Here is a 22,849-nt window from a genome sequence, read left to right on the forward strand (position 1 = left end):
CCGGGGGCGGCGGCATCGCCCGGATTCAGAGCGTTCGCGGAGGGAACCCGGTCGCGCGGGTGCACAGCCCCCTGACCCCTGGTGGAGAGGAGGGGCTCCCATGAGCGTCATCGAAGGCGCTGTCGACATCGACGTCCCGGTCCATATGGCCTACAACCAGTGGACCCAGTTCGAGTGCTTTCCCCGGTTCATGCGCGGCGTGCGCCGGGTGGACCGGTCGCGCTCCTCCATGACGCACTGGGTGACCAGGTTCGGCGGCGTGACCCGCGAGTTCGACGCGGAGATCACCGAACAACGCCCCGACGACCGGGTGGTGTGGCGCACGGTGGGGACGCCCCGCCTGACCGGTGAGGTGGGCTTCCGGGCGCTGGGGGAGACCCGTTGCCGCGTCGCCTTCCGTATCGATTTCACTCCGCGCGGTGCCGCCGAGCGGGCCGGGGACGCCCTGGGGCTGGTCCGCAGGCAGGTGCGGGAGGATTTCCGGCGCTTCAAGGAGTACATCGAGGGCCAGGGCCGGGAGAGCGGGCAGTGGCGGGGAACGATCAGTGGCGGCCATGTGGAACCGGACTCCGACCGTCTGCCGCCGCGAGTGCCGAACTGGCCGACCGGCTGAGAAACAGCCGTGACGCCATATTCCATAAGGTGATATTTCATAGACAGCCATGATGCGCCACCTTCCACGCTCGGCGGAGAGTGGAGGAGGCGAGTGGAACAGAGCGGGAGGCCGACGTGGTGCGAGAGTCATCGAACGGTGATCCGGGCGGCGAGCAGGCGAAGATCACTCCGCCGAAGACATGGGCGGCCGGTGTCCCGGCGGTGGCCCACGCGATGCGGTACTCCCTCGCCGAGACCTCGCCCCGCCGTACGGCACTGAACCTGCTCGACATCAACCAGACCCAGGGCTTCGACTGCCCGGGCTGCGCCTGGCCGGACCCCGCGCCGGGCCAACGCCACACGAACGAGTACTGCGAGAACGGAGCCAAACACGCCAACGACGACGCCACCACGCGACGCGTCACCCCCGAGTTCTTCCGGCGGCATCCGGTCTCCGAACTGGCGCGCGCCTCGGACCGGTGGCTGAACCAGCAGGGGCGGCTCACCCGGCCCATGGTGAAGCGGCCGGGCGCGGATCACTACGAGCCGATCAGCTGGCACGACGCCCTGGGGCTGATCGCCGACGAACTGCGGGCCATGGACTCACCCGACGAGGCGGTCTTCTACACCTCAGGCCGGGCCGGCAACGAGCCCGCCTTCGTCCTCCAGCTCTTCGCCCGGGCCCTGGGGACCAACAACCTGCCCGACTGCTCCAACCTGTGCCACGAGTCGAGCGGCGCGGCCCTGCACGAGACGCTGGGCACCGGCAAGGGCAACGTGAGTCTGCTGGACATCCACCACGCCGACCTCGTGCTCACCCTGGGGCAGAACCCGGGCAGCAACCACCCCCGCATGCTTTCCGCACTGGAGGAGACCAAACGCGGGGGCGGACAGATCGTCGCCGTCAACCCGCTGCCCGAAGCGGGCCTCATGCGTTTCAAGAACCCGCAGAAACCACGCGGAGTCGTCGGCCGGGGCACCAACATCGCCGACCAGTTCCTCCAGATCCGGCTCGGCGGCGATCTCGCCCTCTTCCAAGCCCTGAACCTGCTCCTGCTGGAGGCCGAGGACGCCGCGCCGGGGACGGTGCTGGACCGGGAGTTCATCGACCACCACACCAGTGGGTTCGAGGAGTTCGCCCACCACATCCGCACCACCGTCTCCTGGCCGGACGTCCTGGCGGCCACCGGCCTGGCCCGTGGCCAGATCGAGGAACTGCGGGACCGGGTCCTGGCCAGCGAGCGGATCATCGTCTGCTGGGCGATGGGACTCACCCAGCACAAGCACGCCGTGCCCACCATCCGTGAACTGGTGAACTTCCAGCTCCTGCGGGGCAACATCGGCAGGCCGGGAGCCGGCGTCTGCCCCGTGCGCGGACACAGCAACGTCCAGGGGGACCGGACCATGGGCATCTGGGAGCGGATGCCCCAGGAATTCCTGGACGCCCTCGAACGGGAGTTCTCCTTCACCCCGCCCGCCCATCACGGCCTGGACACGGTGAACTCCATCCGGGCCATGCTCGAAGACCGCGTCAAGGTCTTCCTCGGCCTCGCGGGCAACTTCGTACGGGCCACCCCCGACAGCGACCTGACCGAGAAGGCGCTGCGCCGCTGCCGCCTCACCGCGCACATCTCCACCAAGCTGAACCGCTCCCACACCGTCTGCGGCGACACCGCGCTGATCCTGCCGACCCTCGGCCGCAGCGAAAGGGACTGCCAGAACGGCGAGGAGCAGTTCATCACCGTCGAGGACTCCATGAGCCAGGTGCACGCCTCGTCCGGGCGCCTGGAGCCGGCGTCCAGCCACCTGCTCAGCGAGGTCGCGATCCTCAGCAGGCTGGCCCGCCGGACACTGGCCGACAAGGTGCCCGTGCCCTGGGAGGACTTCGAGGCGGACTACGGCACCGTCCGGGACCGCATCGCGCGGGTCGTCCCCGGCTTCGAGAACTTCAACAGCAAGGTGCGCAAGCCGGGCGGCTTCACCCTGCCGAACCCGGTGAACGAAGGTGTCTTCCCCACCCCCGGCGGCAAGGCGCTGTTCACCGTCAACGACTTCGAGTCGCTGCGCGCCCCCCGCGGGCATCTTCTGCTGCAGACGCTGCGCTCCCACGATCAGTGGAACACGGTGCCCTACACCACCGACGACCGATACCGGGGCATCCACGGCTCACGCCGCGTCGTGCTCGTCCACCCCGCCGACCTGCGCGCCCTCGGATTCGAGGACGGCTCCCAGGTGGACGTGGTCAGCGTCTGGCCGGACGGCACCGAACGCCGTGCCGAGGAGTTCCGGCTCGTCTCCTATCCCACGACCGCCGGGTGCGCCGCCGCCTACTATCCGGAGGCCAACGTCCTGGTGCCGCTGGACAGCGTGGCCGACACCAGCAACACGCCGACGTACAAAGGCATCGTCGTACGCCTGGAGCCACGTTCGGGCGACCGCGCACCCGAGGCCGTGGAGCGCCCCTGACGACACCGGTGAGCGGCGTCGACAACGGCAAGTCGATGATCGTGGAGAAGTTCCGCCGCACCCACCGGCCGGTCTCGCACCCGGACCGCGAGGAGACCCCGGTGCTCGCGGTGCAGATGCCCTCCGATCCCTCTGCGCAGGCCCTCGCCGATCGCCACTGCGGAGATGACCGGGGGAGATGACCGGGCCACCTGCTCACCCGCGGCGAGACCGCCCGGCGGCTTCTGGCCCTGCCCACCCAGAACTGCCCGAGCGCCAACTTGACCCGGCTCTTCAGGGCCGGGTCAAGTTGACGTTCGGTTTCCGAGCCGGAGCCTCATCGGAACACCGCCATCCCAGGACGGCCGAGCTCTGGGCCACGCTCGCCGGTGGGAACTGGTCCGAATACTTGTCATCTCTGACGTGACCGGGCCGGGGTACGGGGCTGCTCGCCCTGCGCGGCTAGGACGTCGTCAGCCGGCCCCCGCGAGGCGGCTCCATCTGGCCCCAGTCAGGGCACGTATCGAGTCGTGATCAATCTTCGGTAATCGTCCTCGCTCCGGCGCCTGATCCGTGGCCACTCGGCCCGCTTCTGAGCGACGGGGTGGTTCGGGTGGTTCACGCCGCCCATCCGGTGTCCGGACAGAAACCCGGACAGGGACCTGACCAGGTCGGACAGCCCGGGCCCTGTCCGGGACAAGCGGCGGATCTTGTGCTCGTCCGGCGAACGGAGCATCTTCTCTCACGGCGACCGAGCAGCCGTGGGGCGGCCGGCGCCGGCCAGTGGTCCCGGGGCGTACGGTGTCCGGCCTTGCGAGGCGACGGAACTTGTCTGCCCAGGGCGTCCAGTTCACGGATGAGGAGCCAGGCTGTGCGTATTCGTCGTGCTCTCACAGGCATTGCCCTCGGAGGGGCTCTCGCTCTCGGGGCCTCCGCCGCCCCGGCCCCGGCCCAGGCCGCGGACCCGTACGTCATCTACGGCACGTACTCCAACTACGCCCAGTGCGAGGACGTGGGCAGCACCGGTGAGTTCCACGGGCGGTGGATCAGCTGGATGTGCCCCAGGGGGAGCGGGGGTTACCAACTCTGGGTCCAGTACCGCTGAGTCATGACCTGCCGGCTGTCGCCGGCGGTCGACGGTCTGTCCGTCCGGCCATCACAGGGGCGGAGCACGAGGCAATTCCGGAGGGGGAAGTGAACATGAGGAACTGGCGAGGGCGCACGCTCATGACCGCGGTCGCGGGAGCGAGCGCCGCCGTTCTGGCGACGGCCGTTCCCGCGCACGCCGACTCGATCGTCTACAACGGCTACGCCGAGGGCGGGTTCATCAGCTACGGGGACAAGGTCTGGGTGGAGCACTACGAGGGCTCCTACAGCTACGTGGAGTGGTACACGAACTACGGTCGCGCGGGTGAGTGCTCGGCGAGCGCCGCCACGGGGGGCACGACCTGCAACTACGACATGCGTGAGAACAGCAAGATCACCCTGCGCGTCTGCACCATGCCCGCCGGGGTGTGCAGCACGTGGGTCAGGGACGACACGTAGCAACACGTCGTCCGTAGGCCGGTTAGGCCGGTTAGGCCGGTTCAGGACCGTACCCGACCAGGGGAAACGAGGGGAAAACGAATGAGATTGCGACGTTCCGTTCTCGGTGCCACCGCGGCCGCCGCTCTCGGCGCCGGCCTTGCCGTCGCGCCCGCGTCCGCCTCCGCGTCCGCCGTCACCTGCGGCGGGTGGCAGAACGAGGGCATGTTCGAGAGCTACGACGAGGTCAAGGACGACGGCAGGACGGCGCCCATCCGCAAGGGGCCCTACGGCGAGTGCGCCCCTGTCATCACGCTTCAGGGCGGGTACGTCGTCGACATCGACTGCTACGTGTCGAACGACTACGGCAACACCTGGACGTACGTGTCCTTCAAGAGCGTCAACGAGCGCCGCTACTACGGGTGGATCCACGACGACCACCTGGCGGGCGGGGGCAGCTACGAACGCTGCTGACCGCCTTGCCGGTGAGCCGCCGGGGCCGGTGGGGGCCGTTGGGCGGGCTCGTACCCGCGCGTGTGGTTTGCGGGTACGGGCCCGCTCGTCCCGTGGCTGTACGGGGGATGATCAGGGAGCTTCCGGCTCCGGGGCGGCGCCCTGGTCGGCGTCCCCCGTGGGCTCCCGGGTGAAGGTGAAGGTGAGTCCCGCCTTGTCGGCCAGTTCGCCGCCGGAGTCGAGGGGGGAGACGGTTCCCTTGGCGCTCACCTCCGCGCTGAAGGTCACCTCGTTGAGGCTGAAGCCGCCCGCGTGGCGCGGGAGTGACGTCAGTACGTCGTGCATCGCGGGCATGAAGTCGGCGAAGCCGGTGCGGAGTTCGCAGACAGAGGTCTCCGTGCGGGCGGCCCGCCATTACCGACACTCCACCAGTGCAACAGACAGACCCTAGCTGTCAGCCGGCCGCAACGCTGGGGAGTGCAGCATGTGGTGCACGTTCGCGTGTACCGGGCTGCGCACTTTCACGCGAACGCTGACAACAAGGGGTAAGGGGTGCGGACGGCCGGGTCCGACAGGCAGGGTGTCCGGTTGCGGTATGTCGGCCGGACCGTTCCGCCCGACATCGAACTCGCTCGACAGCGAGCAACGACGTCGCTCGGCTTGCGGAAATCATCAACGCCCAGTGCCGGCGCCCGCCCGTTTCTCGGTGCTGTGGCTGAGAAGCGACCTAAGGGCGTGCAGAGAAACAACTTGTGGGTTTCTGGACTTGATGTCGCAGGTCAGCGCGCCGCCCACCCGCATGTTGTTCTCCGGCAGACCCTAAGCGCGGAACCGACCGCCTTCGTGATCTGCACGCGCATCCGGGCCGACGGGACGATGGCGTCCCGCTGTGTGGTGCAGGGGGTCTCCGCGGCCCCGACGCCGCGGGGCCGGAGACGGGTGCCTTGCGGAAAAGCGTGAGCAGTCGGCGGACATGTGTCACGCAAGCGCTCAAACGAGCAGCCTCGGGACAGTAGTGGCCAAAGTGCTCACGCTTTTGGGGTGGTGTGTCGTCCCCCAGGGCGTGGGCGAGTGTCCCCGGGGGACGGTACGCGGCGAGGCTGCCCTCCCATCGGGCGGTCACGGAGGACCGCCCGCACGAGCAGCCGCCGGCCGCCCCCGGCAAGGCCCGGTACACCGCCCTGCCGGGCCACTCGATCTCCCTCCCGCCGAGCGGCACGACCGGCCCCGGCCCGTGACGCCACCTTCAGATTCCCTGCGCCACGCAGTGGGACGCCATCGACGGGACGCACACCCCCATCCGCTTCGACCGTGCCCGCAAGGCCCGCAGGGCCTCACTGTCCCGCCCTTACGGACAGGCCGGAGGGAGCGGCGGCGGGTGGCCATCGGGTGCAGGGCCGCCGATTCCGGCCTTGGGCCCCATCGGGGCAGCAGCCAAGCCTTGAGAGGCCGCCCGTCGCGGGCCGGCAGCGGCGCCGCCGCTTACTCCATCAGTGGTCGAGGTCGACTCCCTCTCCAGTCGACGCACGAAAACCTGTGATCGCCAGGGTAGACATTGGGCGGTGGTGTGGTTATGGTTTCTCTCGTAGCCGAGATCGAGCAAGGCCCGGCAGAGATGAACTGCCGGGCAGCGGTACACGCAGTACGCAGGACGGTGCGGTCGTGGAGTTTCGAAGCCAGGACAGTTGCAGGACGGCGACGGGACTGACAACCGCACCGGGTGGCCCGCAGTGATCAGGGGCCGCCGTGAGCAGGGCCGCGGTCAACGCGGTGGCAGTACCGGTAAGTGCAGTTCGCGGTACCCAGCAGTGAAGTCAGTGAGCAGCACCTCGGTGAAGGCGTCGGCTGCGGGCGCGCGCACCGGGAGGTTCGGCAGTGGGGTTCCAAGCCAGAGCAGACGCAGGACGGGCGACGGGGCTGGCTGCCGAAGAGTGGCGCTTCACGAGGCCACGGAGCAGTTCGCATCACCAGCAGTACGCAGGAGAGCAGTACCAGCAGTAGGCAAGTGATTGATCACCGAGGGAAGAACGGAGGAGCCAGGCGCCATCGGGATCGCCCGGGCGGAAGCCTTGAACCCGGGTACCGCAGGACATCGATAGTGAGGTGGTCTCCGGTCGAGCAACCGCGATCCCCGCACCCCCGGCAGTGTCTCGGTCGGGTCTGCGGAAACAGAGGGCCGGCGCAGTATCAGGGTCGGCAGATGGTATAGCAGTTCCTTCGGGGCCCCGGTGCCAATGGCACCGGGGCCCCTCCACGTGTTCCTCGGGGAGGGGTGGTGGCGGTACGCGACTCGTACGGCCGTCTTGATGGCGACGGCTACCCCGCCCGCGCCATGGGACCGGGACCGGCACGGCGGCGCTGACGTGTTCGTGAACGGTGACCGCTCTTCCCGCATCTTTGCGCTCCGGGCGGGTCAATAGCTGTGACCGCGAGGTGAGAGTTCAACGCGCCGCGTCGGGAGTGTTCTTACCCCACCGGGAAGAATGGAATTACATATCACACGCCGACCAATATGGCGTGCTACTGTCGATATCAGTTGCAGTCTTGGTTCCCATACTTCAAGCGCCTCCAGCGGTACTTTCAACCGGGGGGCATTTTTGTATTTCCGGTCGTTCCGGGAGGGGCATCATCGCGGCGACCCGGTATCCGTGTATGACGGATCCCGGCGTGCTTACTGCCAAAGGAGATATGACATGGCGTCCGGCACCGTGAAATGGTTCAACCCGGCAAAGGGGTTCGGCTTCATCGAGCAGGAGGACGGCGGCGCCGATGTGTTCGCCCACTTCTCGAACATCGCCGCCCAGGGCTTCCGCGAACTGCTCGAAGGCCAGAAGGTCACCTTCGACATCGCACCGAGCCAGAAGGGCCTGACGGCCGAGAACATCGTTCCGGCCTGACGCCGGCGCCCACTCTGCGGCGGGTGCCCGCACCCCTCGGGGGTACGGGCACCCGCCGCGGGCATTTCCCGTAGTGGGCTCACGCGCGGGGCCACCATTGCCCGCATCCGTACCTGACTCACTACAGGTCGGATTTTCTTTCGCATTCTGTCCGGCTCTTTCCGGTGATTCTCGCACCGCTTTCAATTGGCGGGAATTCCTTGATACGGGCCGCATCGAGGAAGGTTCTGAATGAACCCCGCACCTACGGAGGGTCACTCCTCCCACAGCCGGACCAGCGGCCCCGCTTTCGGCTCGCTCGCCCCGAGTGGTGGGAAAACGGTGGGCACGGATATCCGTCGCAGGAACGACATCACCGTCACCGGCCGTGCGGACGGGCCGGTGCTCCTGCTGGCGCACGGGTTCGGCTGTGACCAGAACATGTGGCGCCTGCTGGTCCCCCTGCTGGCCGAGGACTTCCGGTTGGTGCTCTTCGACTACGTGGGATCCGGCCGCTCGGACCCTTCGGCCTGGAGCGAACAGCGCTACGACTCGTTGGAGGGCTACGCCTCGGACGTGCTGGACGTCTGCGAGGAACTGGACCTGCGGGACGTGACCTTCGTGGGGCATTCGGTCAGTGCCATGGTCGGGGTGCTCGCGGCGGCCGAGGCACCCCGGCGGTTCTCCCGCCTGGTGATGGTGGCGCCGTCGCCCTGCTACATCGACGAGGACGGGTACCGGGGCGGGTTCAGCGCGGACGACATCGGTGAGCTGCTGGAGTCGCTGGAGTCGAACTACCTGGGCTGGTCGGCGGCGATGGCCCCGGTCATCATGGGGAACGCGGACCGGCCCGAACTCGGCCAGGAACTGACCACCTCGTTCTGCGCGACCGACCCGGACATGGCCCGGGTCTTCGCCCGCACGACGTTCCTGTCCGACAGCCGCGAAGACCTCAAGACGGTCGCGGTGCCGACGCTGGTGCTGGAGTGCGAGCAGGACGTGATCGCCCCCCGCGAGGTCGGTGCCTACGTCAACGAGGCGATCCCGGGCAGCCGCCTGGTCACCTTGGAGGCGACGGGGCACTGCCCCCAACTGAGCGCACCACAGGCCACCGCGGTGGCGATCACCGACTTCATAAAAGCGGTCCGCTGATGGGCCGCGGCGGCCGACATCCGGACGGAGAGCAGGACGTGGAAGCCACCAACGCGGCCTTCGCCGTCCTGCTGGAGGACAGCGCGGAGGAGCTGTACGACCAGGCGCCCTGCGGTTACCTGTCGACGCTGATGGACGGCACCATCGCGAAGATCAACGCCACCCTCCTGGAATGGCTGGGTCTTTCACGGCAGCAGGTGGTGGGCCGGATGCGGTTCACCGATCTGCTCACCGTGGGCGGCAAGCTTTATCACGAGACGCACTTCGCCCCGCTGTTGCAGATGAACGGCGAGGTCGGCGGCATCGCCCTGGACATCAAAGCCGCCGACGGGCAGCGGATGCCGGTGCTCGTCACCTCGAAGGTGAAGACCAGTGACGACCGCGAACCGATACTCATCCGCACCACGGTCTTCGACGCCCGGGACCGCCGTGCCTATGAGACCGAGCTGCTGCGCGGACGCCGGGAAGCCGAAGAAGCGCGCCGGCAGGCCGAGGTCGACCGCAAACGACTCCAGGAAGCCCTCGCCGTCCTCCAGCAGAGCCTGCTGCCCGCCGAGCTCCCCACGGTTCCGGGCCTGGAAACCGGCTCCCACTACCACACCGCCTCTCCGGATCTCCTCGGCGGAGACTTCTACGACCTGTTCCCCCTCGGCGCGGACCGGTGGGCGTTCTTCCTCGGCGACGTGTGCGGCAAAGGCCCCCAGGCCGCCGCGGTCACCTCACTGGCCCGCTACACGCTGCGGGCGGCAGCCCTGCACGACCCGGACCCCGTCACCGTACTGACCACCCTGAACACCGTGCTGCACGAGCGGTACACCGGCGACGACCCCCGGTACTGCACCGCCGTCTTCGGCGTCCTGCACCCCGGCAGCGGCCACGTCGGCGTGCACCTGGCCTCCGGCGGCCACCCCTCCGCACTGATCCAGCGCGCCGACGGCACCGCGCACTACCTGCCCACCCCCGACGGCATGCTCATCGGCGCCCTGCCCCGGGCCCAGTTCACCCCCGCCCGCACCCGGCTGTCCCCCAGAGACACCCTGCTGCTCTACACCGACGGTCTGACCGAAGCCCGCACCGGGCCCGAGCGTGAGCTCTACGGCGAGGACGCCCTGCGCGCCTTCACCTCCGAACAGCCCGCCACGGGACCCCAGGCCCTCATCACCGCTCTGACCGGGCTCCTCGCCGGCTTCGGCGACGGACTCGACGACGACACCGCGCTGCTCGCCCTCGGAGTGCCCGCCCCGCTCCCCACCCTCGCGAGTGAAGACGAAGACCTGACATGAGCCCGCTGACTATCACTGCCCGAGACGCAGCCACCGGTCCCGTACTGGAGATCACCGGTGACCTCGACCACACGACGGCACCCGAACTCCGTCAGGCCGTGAACCGTCTCACCCTGGCCGGCGGGCAACTGCTGGTCCTGGACCTGGCCGGCCTGGAATTCTGCGACTCCAGCGGCATCACCGCTTTACTGGCGGCACGCAACCTGGCTGTGGAACAGAGCGGCGACATGGCCTTGGCCGCGGTCCCCGCCAACACCGCCCGGATCCTGCGCATCGCCGGCCTGGACCGGGTCTTCACTCTCCACCCCGACACATCGACAGCCATCAAGTCCGGCTCCACAGCCCGCTGATCATCAGGACCGCGGCGCCGGGCACCGGGTCGAGCCCGTAGGAATGGGACGAATCCACATTCCCTCTTCAGGCACGACAGCACCCACTCCCGGTCACAATCGTCCGCGCTCACTCACACACACCAGAACACACTCGCACTCAGCCAAACCCCAGCAGCTCCCAATCCCCTCGCAGGGCGGCGAGTCAGCCGGCCGCGGCATCCGGGTGAGCCGCCCGGCAACCGGGCGGCACCCCGTCCGGCCGGAGGCTTCAGGGGGACGGAACGGGGTACTCCACGGGGCGTGATCCAGCACGCACCGCGGCAGGGACCGGTCGCGCACCATCGCCCGGCGCCGCAGGCGCTCCCGCGCCGCGTCGGAGGAGGACGACGGTGTCACCCGTGAGGCTGCTGCTGGTCTCCGACACGCATGTGCCGCTACGCGCCAAGCGGCTGCCCTCCGAACTGCTGGACGAGATGGAGCGGGCCGACGTCGTGGTGCACGCGGGGGACTGGGTCGACGCCCCCACGCTCGACCTGCTGGAGGCGCGCGCACGGCGGCTGATCGGCGTGTTCGGCAACAACGACGGCCCCGAGCTGCGCGAGCGGCTGCCCGAGGTGGCCCGGGCGGAGCTGGGCGGCCTGCGGTTCGGCGTCGTTCACGAGACGGGCCCGGCGCGGGGGCGGGAAGCCCGCTGCGCCCAGCGCTTTCCCGACCTGGACGTCCTGGTCTTCGGCCACAGCCACATTCCCTATCTTCTGCCTCCTGCTTCGGAAAAAGAAGGATTCACCTGTTCCCGGAACGGAGCGACCGAATCCAGGTGCTCTTTCCACGGGGCCATGGGGAAAGGGCGGTACCTGGCGCGCTGCCCGGCGGGCGGCGGATCCCCCGGATGCCTGCGAGAGTGAACGAATGAGGCCGAAGGGGCCGGGTACCGGAAGGCCTGGTGAGTCCGACGAGAGCTGGAGGACCGATGGCCGTACGACACCGATTGGTCGAACGTTCCGTAGCGGACGTCTGGGCGGTTCTCGCGGACAGCACACGCTACGGCGACTGGGTGGTGGGCACATCGGATACACGGCCCGGAGAGGGCGTATGGCCGCAGGTCGGCTCCGGCATCACGTACAAGATCCGGCTGGGACGGTGGTCGGTGGCGGGAAGCACCGTCGTCCGACGTTGTGAGGCGCCGCACGTGGTGGAACTGGAGGCCGACGGCGGGCGGCTCGGCACCGCACGCATCGCCGTCGAGGTTCGGCCGTGGGGCGAGAACGCCTTGGTGACCATCGACGAACACCCCCTGCGTGGACCGGCCGGGAAGCTCCACAACGCAGCCGTGGACGCGCTGATCCAGCTGCGCCACCGCATGATGCTCGCCCGTTTGGCCGACGCGGTGGAGAAGACCCCGAAAAGCGCGCACGAACCGGCCTGACAACGGGCCGGGCCCCTGCCCGAAGGGCCCGGGAAAGCCCTAGGAGCCGGGGGAGCCCGAGGGCCGGGGGAGCCCTGAGGGCCCGGGAGGGCGACGGGCCCGTCGAGAACGCCAGGAGGCGACGATGCCGGACGCGGTGGTCATCGGCGCGGGACCCAACGGTCTCGTCGCCGCGAACAATCTCGTCGACGCGGGATGGAGCGTGGAGGTTCTGGAGGCCCAGCCGCAACCCGGCGGCGCGGTCCGCAGCGATCGCGGCGTCCACCCCGACTACGTGAGCGACGTCTTCAGCGCGTTCTACCCCCTCGCCGCCGCCTCCCCGGTCCTCCGGGAACTGGAGCTGGGGAAGGAAGGGCTGACCTGGAGCCACGCCCCGGCCGTCCTGGCACACCCGATGCCGGACGGCCGGTGCGCCGTCCTCGCACGCTCGGCCGCCGACACGGCGGCGGGCCTGGACATGTTCGTGGCGGGCGACGGGGACGCCTGGCTCGACCTGTGCAGCACGTGGGAGCGCCTGAGTCCGGACGTCCTGCGTATTCTCTTCACCCCCTTCCCCCCGGTCCGGGCCTCCCTCCGGCTCGCCGCCGGACTCCGGGCGGCCGGGGGCCTGCGCCTGGCACGGACCCTGCTGCTGCCCGTCCGCCGACTGGGGGAGGAGTCGTTCCGCGGCGAGGCGGGACGGCTGCTGCTCGCCGGCAGCGCGCTGCACGCGGACCTCGGCCCCGAAGCGGCCGGCAGCGGGGGCTTCGGATGGCTGATGTGCATGCTCGGACAGGCCTACGGCTTTCCCGTTCCGGTGGGAGGAGCCGGGGCGCTCACGGCGGCCCTGGTGCGCCGGCTGGAGCGGCGCGGCGGCGCGGTCCGCTGCGGGGAGCGCGTGACCGAGGTCGTCGTACGCGGCGGGCGGGCCGTCGGCGTACGCACCGCGGGAGGCGAGTCCGTACCGGCGCGTCGTGCCGTGCTCGCCGACGTGTCCGCACCGGTGCTGTACGGCGAACTGGTCGACGCACAGCACCTCCCCGGCCGGCTGTTGAAGGACCTGGACCGGTTCCAGTGGGACTCCGGGACCTTCAAGGTCGACTGGGCGCTGAACGGCCCCGTGCCCTGGACGGCCGGGCAGGCGGCCTCGGCGGGAACGGTCCACCTGGCCGACGGAGTCGACGGTCTCACCCGCTTCGCCGCCCAGCTCGCGACGGGGCAGGTGCCCGACCGGCCCTTCATCCTCTTCGGGCAGATGTCCACCACGGACGCCACCCGCTCACCGGCCGGCACCGAATCGGCCTGGGCCTACACCCACATTCCGCAGCGGATCAAGGGCGACGCGGGCGAGGACGGGCTGACCGGGCTCTGGGACCGGCGGGAGGAGGAAGCCATGGCCGACCGCATGGAGAACGAAGTCGAACGCTGGGCGCCGGGATTCCGCTTCCGCGTCACGGCCCGGCGCGTTCTCTCGCCGCGCACACTCGAGTCCATGGACGCCAACCTGCACGAGGGCGCGATCAACGGCGGAACGGCGTCCCTGCACCAGCAACTGGTGTTCCGGCCGACGCCCGGCACCGGCCGCCCCGAAACACCGGTGAAGGGCCTCTACCTCGCCTCGGCCTCCGCACACCCCGGCGGCGGAGTGCACGGCGCCTCCGGCGCCAACGCGGCCGCTGCCGCGCTGAGCGGCCTCGGCCGCCTGTGCTCGGCCCGCCTGCCGTGGAGCACCCGTGCGGGGAGCCCTCGTGCCGGGCGGAAAACCGGGGAGCAGCCGCCACAGCGGCGCGGCAGCGGGACGGGTTTCTCCAGCCGGGTGGAGTAGGCCGCCCGGTTCTTCGACCCGCCGCGTCGACAAGCGAGACACCTGGCCGGGGGCTCCGGCGGCCACGGGCCGGTCGAGTGCGGGCCCTCCTCACCGGGCGACCGGGCGACCGGGCGGTCGTGCTCAGCTCTGGTGCAGGCGCTTCAGGGCCAGAGAGAGCCCGACGCCCTTCGCGTGGTGCTTGAGCCGTTTGCGGTCGGGGTCGCGGTCGGTCTCGATCGTGAACCTTCCCTTCTCCTGGTAGTACCGTTCGGCTTCGAAATCGAAGAGCATCACGTCGTCGGCGGTCATCGGCTGCTCGGACGTCTTTCTGTCCCAGAACGTCAACGCTCCTTTGAAGAACACCTCCGTCTCCGAGGTCAACCTGACCACCAGGCCGCCCTTCACGGTGAGGCAGTACTCGTAGAACGCCCTCTGATCCTCGTCCGGCTGATTCCCGCCTCCGTGCTCCAACTTGTGCCAGGACCGGGACTGCAGTACCCAGAATTCGTCGGTCTCGGTCCGCGGCACGTCGACGGTGTAGGTCTCCTCCCGCGTGAACAGCCCGAACAACCCACTCTTGACCTGGCGGGTGCGCTCCGACCGTTCGACGACCTGCCGAGTCCTGCGTGGTGCCCGGGTTTCCCGGGCCACCTTTTCCGCATAGCGCCGCAGCCGGTTCCAGTCCAGCTCGCTCTGCTCGTAGGCGGCTCTGTCCGGTCTGCTCACGGTGCTTCCTTTCCCTACCCTCCCCGTTTCCGGGAGCCACGGCGATCGGCCGCGGCGGGCGGTGTGTGCTCACGGCGGGCAGGAGTCGACGACCGCCAGGGACACGACCTCGGCGGCCGGCACCCGGCGAGGGATGGTGGACTTGTCGGTGAGGATGGAGAAGGCCTTCGCCCCGCCGGTCAGTTCGCCGCAGAGGACGGCCTCGGGCGTCACGACGAGCACCCGGGGCCGCGGGTCCTGATTCCCTGCCGGGGCTTCGCGGGGAAGCCACCAGGACGTCAGCGTCATGGCGACGATCACGGGCAGGGAGACCAGCAGCGCGATCCTGGCCCTGCGGACATCGGACCAGCTCTTCGCCGCGGCAGCCGCCTTGTACCGTTCCAGGGAACCGTGACGGCTGCGCAGCAGGTCCCGGTCGACCGGCCCCGAACCACCCACCGCGGAAGCACGCGACGCGGCCCACAGACCGCAGAGCGCCACGGTGAAGCCGAATCCCAGAACCGCGGTCACGACACCGCGCCACACAGGGCTCAGTTCGGCCATCCTGCCGGGGCCGCCCAGCATGAGCCCGGCGGCCATGACGGTGACCAGCAGCCCCAGCCCGGTACGCCACTGCTCCGCGCTGGCACGGGCCCGGGTGAGCGAGTCCCCCGCGTACGCACGCCATTGCGCGTCCTCCGCGAGCTGGTGCTCGCTCGGTGGGGCGGACGGCTTCCGGTATCGCGCCGGGGGGATCATGCGATGTCGTCCCGGAGCACTTCAAGAGCGAACGTGATGCCGCAGCCGGTGGTGACGCCTGTGGGTCTGTTGCCGTGCGTGAGCTCGCAGTTGCAGGTGACATGGATACGGGTGTAGGGGTCCGGGGTGCCCGTGGCGTCGTCACCGAGCACGCCCGACTCACCGGCGGCGGTCAGGATCTCCTCGCCCGAGATGTCCCCCCGGCAGCGGGGGCAGGCGCCGCTGACGACCACCCGCGCGACCCCGCCCGAGTTTTCCACGACCGCGCTCAGTGCCGGGTCCTCCCCGACGCACATGTCGTAGGCGGCGTCCGTCCACTTGTACGCCAGTGGATCGTCGAGCTCGTACCTCAGGGCGTGATGTTCGAGGGCCGTCACCGCTGACCTCCGGGCTGCTGATGCGTGCCGATGGGAAGGAGAGGGGCCCAGTCGTGAACGGGACGTGACCGGACGCCTCGTCCGGCCAGGAGCCGACGAGTGGACCGGTGCACCGCCGTCGCCATGCTGTTCTCCGGCAGGGCGTGCAGCACCATCTCCGCATACCGGCCGGCCAAGGTGGAGTCTCCGAGCTCTCCGACCGTGGCCAGTACTTCGTCGGAGCCTCCCGCCAGCGCGAGCGTGGCGATGCTGATCGGGTCGCTGGGCACGCGGCCGGGGTAGGCACTTCCCCAGCAGGCGATCAGCGCGAGCCGCCGGGGAGGGCGCCGGCCCAGAAGGTCTGCGGGTAAAAGCCACTCGTTCTCGTCGAGTTCGAGATAGTGGCCCGCTCCGGGGAGCGGCCGGCCGTGCCCGGCCAGCACCATCAGTTCCCGCCCGTCGCAGAGGGCGCCGCGGGCCTCGGCGGCCGAGGACAGCCGGCGGGGATTCCATCGGCGGTCCCGCTCGAACAGGTCCATTCGATGATGCCGCACGAGCGGGCTGCGCCACACGTCGACATCCAGAGGCGATCGAGGCGACGGCGCGTGGAGTGACTTGACGTACCGTGTGGACAGTTGCCGCTGAATGGTCAGCGAGGGGCAGATCACGAAGCGTGCGGCCTCCCCCAGGACGAGGCCGTCCTCCAGCGGAAGCGCGCCCCACGGCACCGCCCACAGTTCACCGGTCGGGACGATCAGCAGATCCTGTGGGCCCGAAGCCGCGAGTGCCGTGATCAGACGGGGTGGGAGCAGTGCGGACAGCGGCCGCAGATCGTCGACCGTCAGCGCCAGACGTTCCGCGGCCCGGTCTCCGGACCTGAGGACGGACAGCAGGTCCAGGGCGGTCGGTGTCAGCCGAGAACTGCCCATGGAGGAGCGGCCGCCCGGGGCGCTCCACGACCAGCGCACCAGATCCCCGTCGACGGGGTCGAGGAGGATCTGGAGCGCATGGCACCCGTGGGGCAGTGCCTCCAGGAGCGCGCCGCCCTCGTCGGCCGGGGGGAGGTAGACGGCCGCCAGCAGATCGTCCAGGGACTTGCCCGCCCGGGGCTCGGCCCCCTGCCGGAACTCGAATGCGCCCAGGCGGCGGATCCTGCTCTCCCGGCGCTCGTCGCCGAAGCGGTCCTCGTCGGAGCGAGTGCTTCTCCGGTGCGCGAGCAGCCTGCGGTCCGCCCTGGCCAACAGGTCCTGGAGCTGGTCCAGTTCGTCGCCGGCCATGGCGCTGCTGTTCGCCTCCAGCAGGCCCGCCAGCCGGCGACCGGCCAGGAAGTCGGCCACCACGGCGAAGGTCTCCGGCGAGTGGTGTTTCTCCGCCGCCGACAGGGATTCCCCATACACGTCCCGGAAGCGTCGCCGGTACTCCTCCTGGAAGCGCTCCTCCTGGTGGTCGGCGCGGTAGGACTCGACCTCCACGACCGCCTCGCGCCAGGTCCGCAACGCGTCCTCCACCGAGCCGCATTCTTCCTGCGCCTCCGCGAGTTTGCTCATGGCGTGGGACACGCCCAGAAGATCGCCGAGTTCGCGGTACCGCTCCAGGGACCGGGTGAACAGTTCCACGGCCTCCGGCCAGTTTCCCCGGCCTCGTGCGGTTCTGGCCAGGTCCTGTGCGGCGTGCGCCCGCGCACGCGGCAGACCCGCGGACGTGGCGAGTTCCAGGGCCTTGTCGTACTTTTCCGCCGCCTCGTCGAACCGCTGGTCGTCCAGGTACAGGTCGCCGCGTAAGGAGTACACGTTGACCAGGCCGGTCGGGTTGCCGTCCTGCTGGAAGGCCGTCAACGCGGGGGCGAGCCACTCCCAGGCCTCGGCGTGCCGTCCCCACCGGTGCATCCAGCCGGCCAGCCGCTGTGCCGCGTTCCCCTGGCCCAGGGCGGATCGGACCGCGGAGAACGCGGCGTAGGCTTCCTTGCCGTGCTGTTCCGCCCGGGCCCGTTCGTCGAGCCACTGCGCACATTCGGCGGCACCGAGCAGCGCGTTCCCCCGGTACACGGGGTCGTCGAGGGCGGTGGCGATCCCCGCCGCCTCCTGGAACTGCTCCAGGGCGAGTTCGGCGGAGTGGTTCCACCTTCCTTGTCGGGCAGGGTGCCTGGTCCCTTCAGGGACGGGGTGCATGCCCGGTCCCGCGGAGCGGGGCAGAGGTGGCCGCAACGCCTCCAGGGCGATGCGGCGTTCCGGAGGAGGTGGCGGCGGGTTTGACTACAGGGATAGGTGTGGCATGCGCGGCTGTGGGCGGTGGGCTCGGTCGCTCGTTCGGGTGAGCCTGGTGGGATGCGAAGAGGGGGAGCGAGTGGCGGGGCTAGGTTTGGCGGCATGTCACGTTTCCGGATGTACCCGACTACCGCGCAGGCGGAGCGGATGCTGCTGCACTGCGCGCACGCCCGGTACGTGTGGAACCTGGCCGTCGAGCAGCACGCGTACTGGAAACCGGGGCGCAGGTCCGCTCCCGGGTTCGCCGAGCAGTGCCGTCAGCTCACCGAGGCCCGGCGGGACAACGACTGGCTGCGGGCCGGGAACGCGGATGTGCAGCAGCAGGCCCTGCAGGACTTCGCCAAGGCCAAGAACGCCCGGTTCGCTTCCGGGTTCGGTGAGCCGACCTGGCGCAGAAAACATCGGCATGAGGGCTTCCGTGTGATCGGCACCGACCGCGTGCCGGAGTCCCATCCGGACGGCACCCCGAAGCTGAACGCCAGGGGCAGGCAGGTCATGGGCCGCTCGGTGGTGGTGCGGAGGCTGAACCGGCGCTGGGCGCGGGTGAAGGTGCCCGGCTGCGGCTGGGTCCGCTTCCGCCTCACCCGCACCGGGCTGCCGGTGGCGAAGACCTTCCGGGTCACCTTCCGCAACCAGCAGTGGCACATCGCCTTCGCCGTGATCCCCGATCCCGTCGAGGCGCCCAGCATGGACGGGATCGTCGGGATCGACCGGGGGGTGACGATCACCGCCGCCCTGTCCGACGGGCAGAAGCTGAACTGCCCGCAGCTCACCACCCGGGAGCGGGCCCGGGTCCGCAAGCACCAGCGGAGGGCGGCCCGCGCCCCCAGGGGCAGCGAGGCCAAGGCTGCCGAGCACGCGAAGGTGGCCAGGCTCAAGGCCCGGGAGGCGGACCGGCGCAGGGACTGGTGCGAGAAGACCTCCACCATGCTCGCCCGCACCTACCGTCTGATCCGGTTCGAGAAGCTGAACATCACGACCATGACCCGCTCGGCGAAGGGAACCCTCGCACAGCCCGGCAGGTGGGTGTGGCAGAAGGCCGGGCTGAACCGGGCGATCCTCGCCCAGGGCTGGGGCCTGCTGCGCCGTCGGACCGGGGAGAAGGCGCCGGGCCGGGTGGAGGATGTTCCCGCCCCGTACACCTCGTTGCGGTGCAGTGCCTGTGGATGGATCGCGAAGGACTCGCGCAAGAGCCAAGCCGAGTTCGTCTGTGTGTCCTGCGGGTTCGCCTGCAACGCGGATGAGAACGCAGCGGTCAACGTCGCGGCAGGACAGGGCGGGATCCCCCGCCCCCGGCGTGCAGCCGGTGCCGGAGGGGTGACAGTGGCCACCGGCCGCTCGAGCGCCCGTGAACCTCGACCCACCCGGGTTGGAATCCCTTTCTTTTAAGAGGGGGAGGATGTCAAAGGGTCATGTACGCCCAGGGGACCAGTGCGCGCAGTCGGCCGAAGCGGTATGCCGAAGTGGCGGCCACCGCCGTGGCCTGCTCGAAGTGTTCGGAGGCGGCTTCGATGCGGTCCTGCTCCATGGCGATGTGGCCGAGCCCGATGCGGGCGTGCACCGTGGGCAGTCGTGGCTCGCTTCCGGTTTCCTCTTCGAGAAGGGCCCGGAACGAGGCCAGCGCCGCGGGATGCGCACCCGACCGCACCGCGTTGTCGCCTTCGGTCTCCAGGCGTAACTGCCGCACCCAGACTTCGGCTGTCAGATCCGGATTCCACGGACCTGACGGGGCCTCGGTGTCCAGCAGCATCCGGTAGCGGCTGCGCAGGGCGATCGGCCCGGGAACCTCGATGTCCCGTACCAGCGCCCGCTTCCGGTCGGCGTCCGGGTTCTGCCACGCGGCCAGGAGCACCTCGCACGCTGGATGCTCGGCGATGTCTGTGACGTAGGAATCCCCCATTGGTTCCCCTCTTCCAGAGGGCCGAAGATATCCAGCTCCGGTCGGCCTGACTACCACGAGAACAGGGGTCACTCTTTCGGGTTAATTCTTGTCGGAATGCTCGACCGCTGTGCGGTGGTGCGGGAGCTGTGTGCGGTGCCCGCGCCGGAGGGGTTCACCCCTCTCGCCGACACCCGTCTGGTGCCGCCGGCCGTCGGCGACGTCGGGGTGGGCGTCGGCCCAGGGGTGCTGGATACGGCCTGCTGCAGCGACTGCTGCGTCAGGTGTGCACGATGCCGTGCGGAGATCAGGGGGTCATCGAAGCACACTCTGTCCCCGGCCCTTGGATGTCAGGAGTTGCGCGGAGTCACCAAGCCGGATTCATAAGCGAGTACGACGAGTTGGGCGCGGTCGCGGGCGTGGAGTTTGGTCATGGCCCGGTTGATGTGGGTCTTCGCGGTCAGCGGGCTGATCACCATGCGGTCGGCGATCTGGTCGTTGGACAGGCCCTGCGCGACCAGGGCGACGGCCTCGCGCTCGCGGCCGGTCAGCTCGTCCAGCCCGGTGCTGGCGACGGTGGGGAGGGACTGGGTGACGTACCGGTTGATCAGCTTGCGGGTGATGGACGGGGCGAGCAGCGCGTCGCCGCGTGCGGCGACGCGTACGGCGTGCACAAGGTCGTCCGGCACGATGTCCTTGACGAGGAATCCGGCGGCGCCGGCGCGCAGTGCGTCGAGGACGTACTCGTCCATGCCGTAGTTGGTGAGGATGACGACGTGCACCTGGGCCAGGGCCGGGTCCGCGGCGATGCGCCGGGTGGCCTCGATGCCGTCGACGACCGGCATCTGGATGTCGATCAGCACGATGTCGGGCAGGTGCTGCTTGGTGAGCGCCAGGCCCTCCGCGCCGTCGGCGGCCTCGGCCACCACCTCGATGTCGTCTTCGAGGTCGAGGAGTGCACGGAATCCGCTGCGAATGAGCGGCTGGTCGTCGACGAGCAGGACACGGATCATGAGGTGTGGTCCACGGGGAGTTCGGCCTGGACGGTGAAGCCGTGCTCGCCGCGCGGCTGAGCGCGCAGCCGGCCGCCGAGGGCGGTGACGCGTTCACGCATGCCGAGCAGCCCCAGGCCGGGCGTCGGCACCGTGTCCGGCGTGGCCTTGCCGTCGTCATCGACCTGGACGACGAGTGAGTCGGTCCGGTAGTCGATGAGGACCGACGCGGTCGCGGCGGAGGCGTGCCGGGCGATGTTGGTCAGCGACTCCTGAACGATCCGGTAGGCGGCCCGGCCCACCGCGGCCGGCAGGTCGGGCCGCTGTCCGTCGATCGTCAGCGTCGCTTCAAGACCGGCCGTGCTTGCCTGTTCCACCAACTCCGGGATGTGATCGAGCCCGCGGGGCGGGGTGGTGTCGTCATCGCGCAGCGCCTCCAGGGTGGCGCGCAGTTCCCGGGTCGCCTCGCGTCCGGCCTTCTGGATTGCCAGCAGGGCCTCAGGTACCTGTTCACCCCGCCTGCGGGCCACGTGGACGGCGACTTCCGCCTGCACCTTGATGATCGAGATCTGGTGGGTGAGCGAATCGTGCAGTTCCCGGGCGATGTGCAGCCGTTCCTCATCCGCGCGGCGCCGCGCGGTCTCCTCCCGGGTGCGTTCGGCTTCGTCCGCCCGCCGCTCGGCCTGGCGCAGCGCCTCCCCCGCGGCGAACGCGGCGATCAACCAAGCAGCCTCGAGGACGTGTCGGGCCTGCGCCAACGCCTCGCCCGCCGGGCCATCGTGGAAGAGCAGCGCGGTGAGGTGAAGAACAACGAGCATGGTCACGGACACCGCCACCGTGAGAGCGCGGTGCCCGGCCCGCACCGCGCCGTACACCGCAACCAGGTACGAGACGGCGAGCACGTCGAAACCGGCCGCCTGGTAACCCACCGCGCACAGCCCGGTGACGGCCAGGACGGTCAGCGGAGCGCGGCGACGCGCGGCCAGCGCGAGGCCGCCGACTGCCAGCAGTGCGTAGCCGAGCACGTCGGGGTCCGCGTCGGGGGGCTCCCCGGAAAGCCCGGTGCCCAGCAGCAGGGCCGCCACGCCGAGGGCGATCGTCCAGTCCCTGACACCGGTCGGGACGCGAAACCGTCCTTTGTCCATGCGCGCACCTTAGCCAGGTGTCGCTGCGGGCGAGTCCCGCTCGTGGACGAGCGGCCGGCTACCGCGCCCGCAGTATCCGCGCGGCTCCTGCCGCATCCGCAGCAGGAGCCTGCGGCATCGGCGGTAGCGCGAAGTGCCTGCGCCTGCGGGACGACCGGCGGCGTGGCCGGCAGGCACGATCGGGACACATCCGCATCCCGGAAACGCAACGCGTGAAAGAGGAGAGCGACATGAACTCACCGGAAGCCCTGGCGACATCGATCCAACTGGTGACAGCCGCCGAGGATTACGGCATCCAAGGGCGAGGTCCGTCCATCGTGGCTGACTTGGTGGCGCTGGCCAGTGTGGCCATCGGCGCGCTGGCGCTGGCCCGCGCCAAAGAACGTATCGGCACCGGTGGCGGGCGAACCGGTGCCCTCGTGGCCATGACGGTCGGGCTGACCGGCATTGTCCTCGCCGGGGTGGCGCTGGCCATCGCCGACGGTGGTCCCGGCACCGGCAACGGGGTGGTCGGATCCGTCTTTGCCCTCGCGATAGGGCTGATCGGCGTAGTCCTCGGGGGGCCTGGCTCGGGCCCGCTCCCGCCGCACCGACCTACCGGCTGAGCTGCCTTGAACGGACAACGGCTCCTGTCCAAGGCTCGGATGATCGGAGCGCCCTGGGTCCAGCAGTGGCACGGCGAGTGCGACGAGGTGGCGACGTACCGGCCGAGGAGCTGGAGGCCGAGTACGAGAACCAGCCCCGCAAGCACCAGGTCGGTGCCGAGGACTTGAAGGCATGGCGCCCGGTGCGGAAGACCCGTGGCCGCAAGACCGTGGCGAAGTAGTCCGCGTTGGACGGAGAGTAGCCGCGACGCGTCCGGTGGGGCAGTAACAGAC

The 22,849-nt window shown here is 69.8% G+C and carries 23 protein-coding genes and 1 pseudogene; 16 read left to right on the forward strand and 8 right to left on the reverse strand.

The genetic code is table 11. The annotated features are described in order from the left end of the window. The first annotated feature begins 100 nt into the window (after window positions 1-100). From V4Y04_RS28610 to V4Y04_RS28635, 6 genes are all read left to right on the forward strand, one after another. The gene (locus V4Y04_RS28610) at window positions 101-613 is read left to right on the forward strand and encodes an SRPBCC family protein (protein ID WP_332431241.1); all 513 of its coding nucleotides are present in this window, start codon (window positions 101-103) and stop codon (window positions 611-613) included. Window positions 614-732: 119 nt separating this feature from the next. Continuing rightward, window positions 733-3,060, forward strand: coding sequence for an FdhF/YdeP family oxidoreductase (locus V4Y04_RS28615; protein ID WP_332431242.1), 2,328 nt, complete (start codon window positions 733-735; stop codon window positions 3,058-3,060). An 8-nt stretch (window positions 3,061-3,068) separates the two neighbouring features. Further along, the gene (locus V4Y04_RS28620) at window positions 3,069-3,242 is read left to right on the forward strand and encodes a TniB family NTP-binding protein (RefSeq protein WP_332431244.1); all 174 of its coding nucleotides are present in this window, start codon (window positions 3,069-3,071) and stop codon (window positions 3,240-3,242) included. 668 nt (window positions 3,243-3,910) lie between these two features. After that, window positions 3,911-4,144, forward strand: coding sequence for a hypothetical protein (locus tag V4Y04_RS28625; protein WP_332431245.1), 234 nt, complete (start codon window positions 3,911-3,913; stop codon window positions 4,142-4,144). Window positions 4,145-4,239: 95 nt separating this feature from the next. Next, window positions 4,240-4,584, forward strand: a complete 345-nt coding sequence (locus tag V4Y04_RS28630) for a hypothetical protein (protein ID WP_332431246.1) — start codon at window positions 4,240-4,242, stop codon at window positions 4,582-4,584. Between the two features lie 81 nt (window positions 4,585-4,665). Beyond that, window positions 4,666-5,037: a hypothetical protein gene (locus V4Y04_RS28635; protein ID WP_332431247.1), complete on the forward strand. Its 372-nt coding sequence runs from the start codon at window positions 4,666-4,668 to the stop codon at window positions 5,035-5,037. Between the two features lie 111 nt (window positions 5,038-5,148). On the opposite strand, the pseudogene V4Y04_RS28640 reads toward V4Y04_RS28635, so the two are convergent. Continuing rightward, window positions 5,149-5,412 (reverse strand): annotated as a pseudogene (locus V4Y04_RS28640) (Pepco domain-containing protein); the annotation flags it as partial. A 2,297-nt stretch (window positions 5,413-7,709) separates the two neighbouring features. Here V4Y04_RS28640 and V4Y04_RS28645 point away from each other — a divergent pair. The 7 genes from V4Y04_RS28645 (at window position 7,710) to V4Y04_RS28675 (ending at window position 13,889) form a co-directional block, all read left to right on the forward strand. Further along, a complete protein-coding gene (locus tag V4Y04_RS28645; RefSeq protein ID WP_332431249.1) occupies window positions 7,710-7,913 on the forward strand; it encodes a cold-shock protein in 204 nt (67 codons plus the stop codon). Between the two features lie 321 nt (window positions 7,914-8,234). After that, window positions 8,235-9,044 carry an alpha/beta fold hydrolase gene (locus tag V4Y04_RS28650; RefSeq protein WP_332431250.1) on the forward strand — a complete coding sequence of 270 codons (810 nt, stop codon included), beginning with the start codon at window positions 8,235-8,237 and terminating at the stop codon, window positions 9,042-9,044. Continuing rightward, window positions 9,044-10,327 carry a PP2C family protein-serine/threonine phosphatase gene (locus tag V4Y04_RS28655; RefSeq protein WP_332431251.1) on the forward strand — a complete coding sequence of 428 codons (1,284 nt, stop codon included), beginning with the start codon at window positions 9,044-9,046 and terminating at the stop codon, window positions 10,325-10,327. The genes V4Y04_RS28650 and V4Y04_RS28655 overlap by 1 nt, the downstream gene beginning before the upstream one ends. Continuing rightward, the gene (locus V4Y04_RS28660; protein ID WP_332431252.1) at window positions 10,324-10,677 is read left to right on the forward strand and encodes an STAS domain-containing protein; all 354 of its coding nucleotides are present in this window, start codon (window positions 10,324-10,326) and stop codon (window positions 10,675-10,677) included. The genes V4Y04_RS28655 and V4Y04_RS28660 overlap by 4 nt, the downstream gene beginning before the upstream one ends. A gap of 380 nt (window positions 10,678-11,057) precedes the next feature. Beyond that, complete coding sequence (locus V4Y04_RS28665; RefSeq protein ID WP_332433029.1) at window positions 11,058-11,564, forward strand: YfcE family phosphodiesterase; 507 nt, start codon at window positions 11,058-11,060, stop codon at window positions 11,562-11,564. A gap of 65 nt (window positions 11,565-11,629) precedes the next feature. Then, window positions 11,630-12,085, forward strand: a complete 456-nt coding sequence (locus V4Y04_RS28670; RefSeq protein WP_332431254.1) for an SRPBCC family protein — start codon at window positions 11,630-11,632, stop codon at window positions 12,083-12,085. Window positions 12,086-12,209: 124 nt separating this feature from the next. After that, window positions 12,210-13,889, forward strand: coding sequence for a phytoene desaturase family protein (locus V4Y04_RS28675; protein WP_332431255.1), 1,680 nt, complete (start codon window positions 12,210-12,212; stop codon window positions 13,887-13,889). 123 nt (window positions 13,890-14,012) lie between these two features. Here V4Y04_RS28675 and V4Y04_RS28680 read toward each other — a convergent pair whose 3' ends face one another. The 4 genes from V4Y04_RS28680 to V4Y04_RS28695 all read right to left on the reverse strand — a co-directional run bounded on the left by V4Y04_RS28680 (window position 14,013) and on the right by V4Y04_RS28695 (window position 17,859). Continuing rightward, window positions 14,013-14,597: a hypothetical protein gene (locus V4Y04_RS28680; RefSeq protein ID WP_332431256.1), complete on the reverse strand. Its 585-nt coding sequence runs from the start codon at window positions 14,595-14,597 to the stop codon at window positions 14,013-14,015. A gap of 69 nt (window positions 14,598-14,666) precedes the next feature. Next, window positions 14,667-15,335 carry a hypothetical protein gene (locus V4Y04_RS28685; RefSeq protein ID WP_332431257.1) on the reverse strand — a complete coding sequence of 223 codons (669 nt, stop codon included), beginning with the start codon at window positions 15,333-15,335 and terminating at the stop codon, window positions 14,667-14,669. Then, window positions 15,332-15,712: a hypothetical protein gene (locus tag V4Y04_RS28690; RefSeq protein ID WP_332431258.1), complete on the reverse strand. Its 381-nt coding sequence runs from the start codon at window positions 15,710-15,712 to the stop codon at window positions 15,332-15,334. Before V4Y04_RS28690 ends, V4Y04_RS28685 begins: the two co-directional genes overlap by 4 nt. Beyond that, a complete protein-coding gene (locus V4Y04_RS28695; RefSeq protein ID WP_332431260.1) occupies window positions 15,709-17,859 on the reverse strand; it encodes a tetratricopeptide repeat protein in 2,151 nt (716 codons plus the stop codon). The genes V4Y04_RS28690 and V4Y04_RS28695 overlap by 4 nt, the downstream gene beginning before the upstream one ends. A gap of 198 nt (window positions 17,860-18,057) precedes the next feature. On the opposite strand from V4Y04_RS28695, the gene V4Y04_RS28700 reads away from it, so the two are divergent. Then, window positions 18,058-19,344: an RNA-guided endonuclease InsQ/TnpB family protein gene (locus V4Y04_RS28700; RefSeq protein ID WP_332431261.1), complete on the forward strand. Its 1,287-nt coding sequence runs from the start codon at window positions 18,058-18,060 to the stop codon at window positions 19,342-19,344. Window positions 19,345-19,357: 13 nt separating this feature from the next. Here V4Y04_RS28700 and V4Y04_RS28705 read toward each other — a convergent pair whose 3' ends face one another. The 3 genes from V4Y04_RS28705 to V4Y04_RS28715 all read right to left on the reverse strand — a co-directional run bounded on the left by V4Y04_RS28705 (window position 19,358) and on the right by V4Y04_RS28715 (window position 21,971). After that, entirely contained in the window at window positions 19,358-19,855 is a 498-nt protein-coding gene (locus tag V4Y04_RS28705; protein WP_332431262.1) for a hypothetical protein, read from the reverse strand. A 329-nt stretch (window positions 19,856-20,184) separates the two neighbouring features. Then, the gene (locus V4Y04_RS28710; RefSeq protein WP_332431263.1) at window positions 20,185-20,847 is read right to left on the reverse strand and encodes a response regulator transcription factor; all 663 of its coding nucleotides are present in this window, start codon (window positions 20,845-20,847) and stop codon (window positions 20,185-20,187) included. Then, window positions 20,844-21,971, reverse strand: coding sequence for a sensor histidine kinase (locus V4Y04_RS28715; RefSeq protein ID WP_332431264.1), 1,128 nt, complete (start codon window positions 21,969-21,971; stop codon window positions 20,844-20,846). Before V4Y04_RS28715 ends, V4Y04_RS28710 begins: the two co-directional genes overlap by 4 nt. 230 nt (window positions 21,972-22,201) lie before the next feature. Between V4Y04_RS28715 and V4Y04_RS28720 the strand changes: the two genes are divergently transcribed. Further along, complete coding sequence (locus tag V4Y04_RS28720) at window positions 22,202-22,576, forward strand: DUF6223 family protein (RefSeq protein ID WP_332431265.1); 375 nt, start codon at window positions 22,202-22,204, stop codon at window positions 22,574-22,576. 77 nt (window positions 22,577-22,653) lie between these two features. Continuing rightward, window positions 22,654-22,797: a hypothetical protein gene (locus tag V4Y04_RS28725; protein ID WP_332431266.1), complete on the forward strand. Its 144-nt coding sequence runs from the start codon at window positions 22,654-22,656 to the stop codon at window positions 22,795-22,797. The last annotated feature ends 52 nt before the right edge of the window (window positions 22,798-22,849 follow it).

This window comes from Streptomyces sp. P9-A2 (assembly GCF_036634175.1).
GTDB classification, from domain to species: domain Bacteria; phylum Actinomycetota; class Actinomycetes; order Streptomycetales; family Streptomycetaceae; genus Streptomyces; species Streptomyces pratens.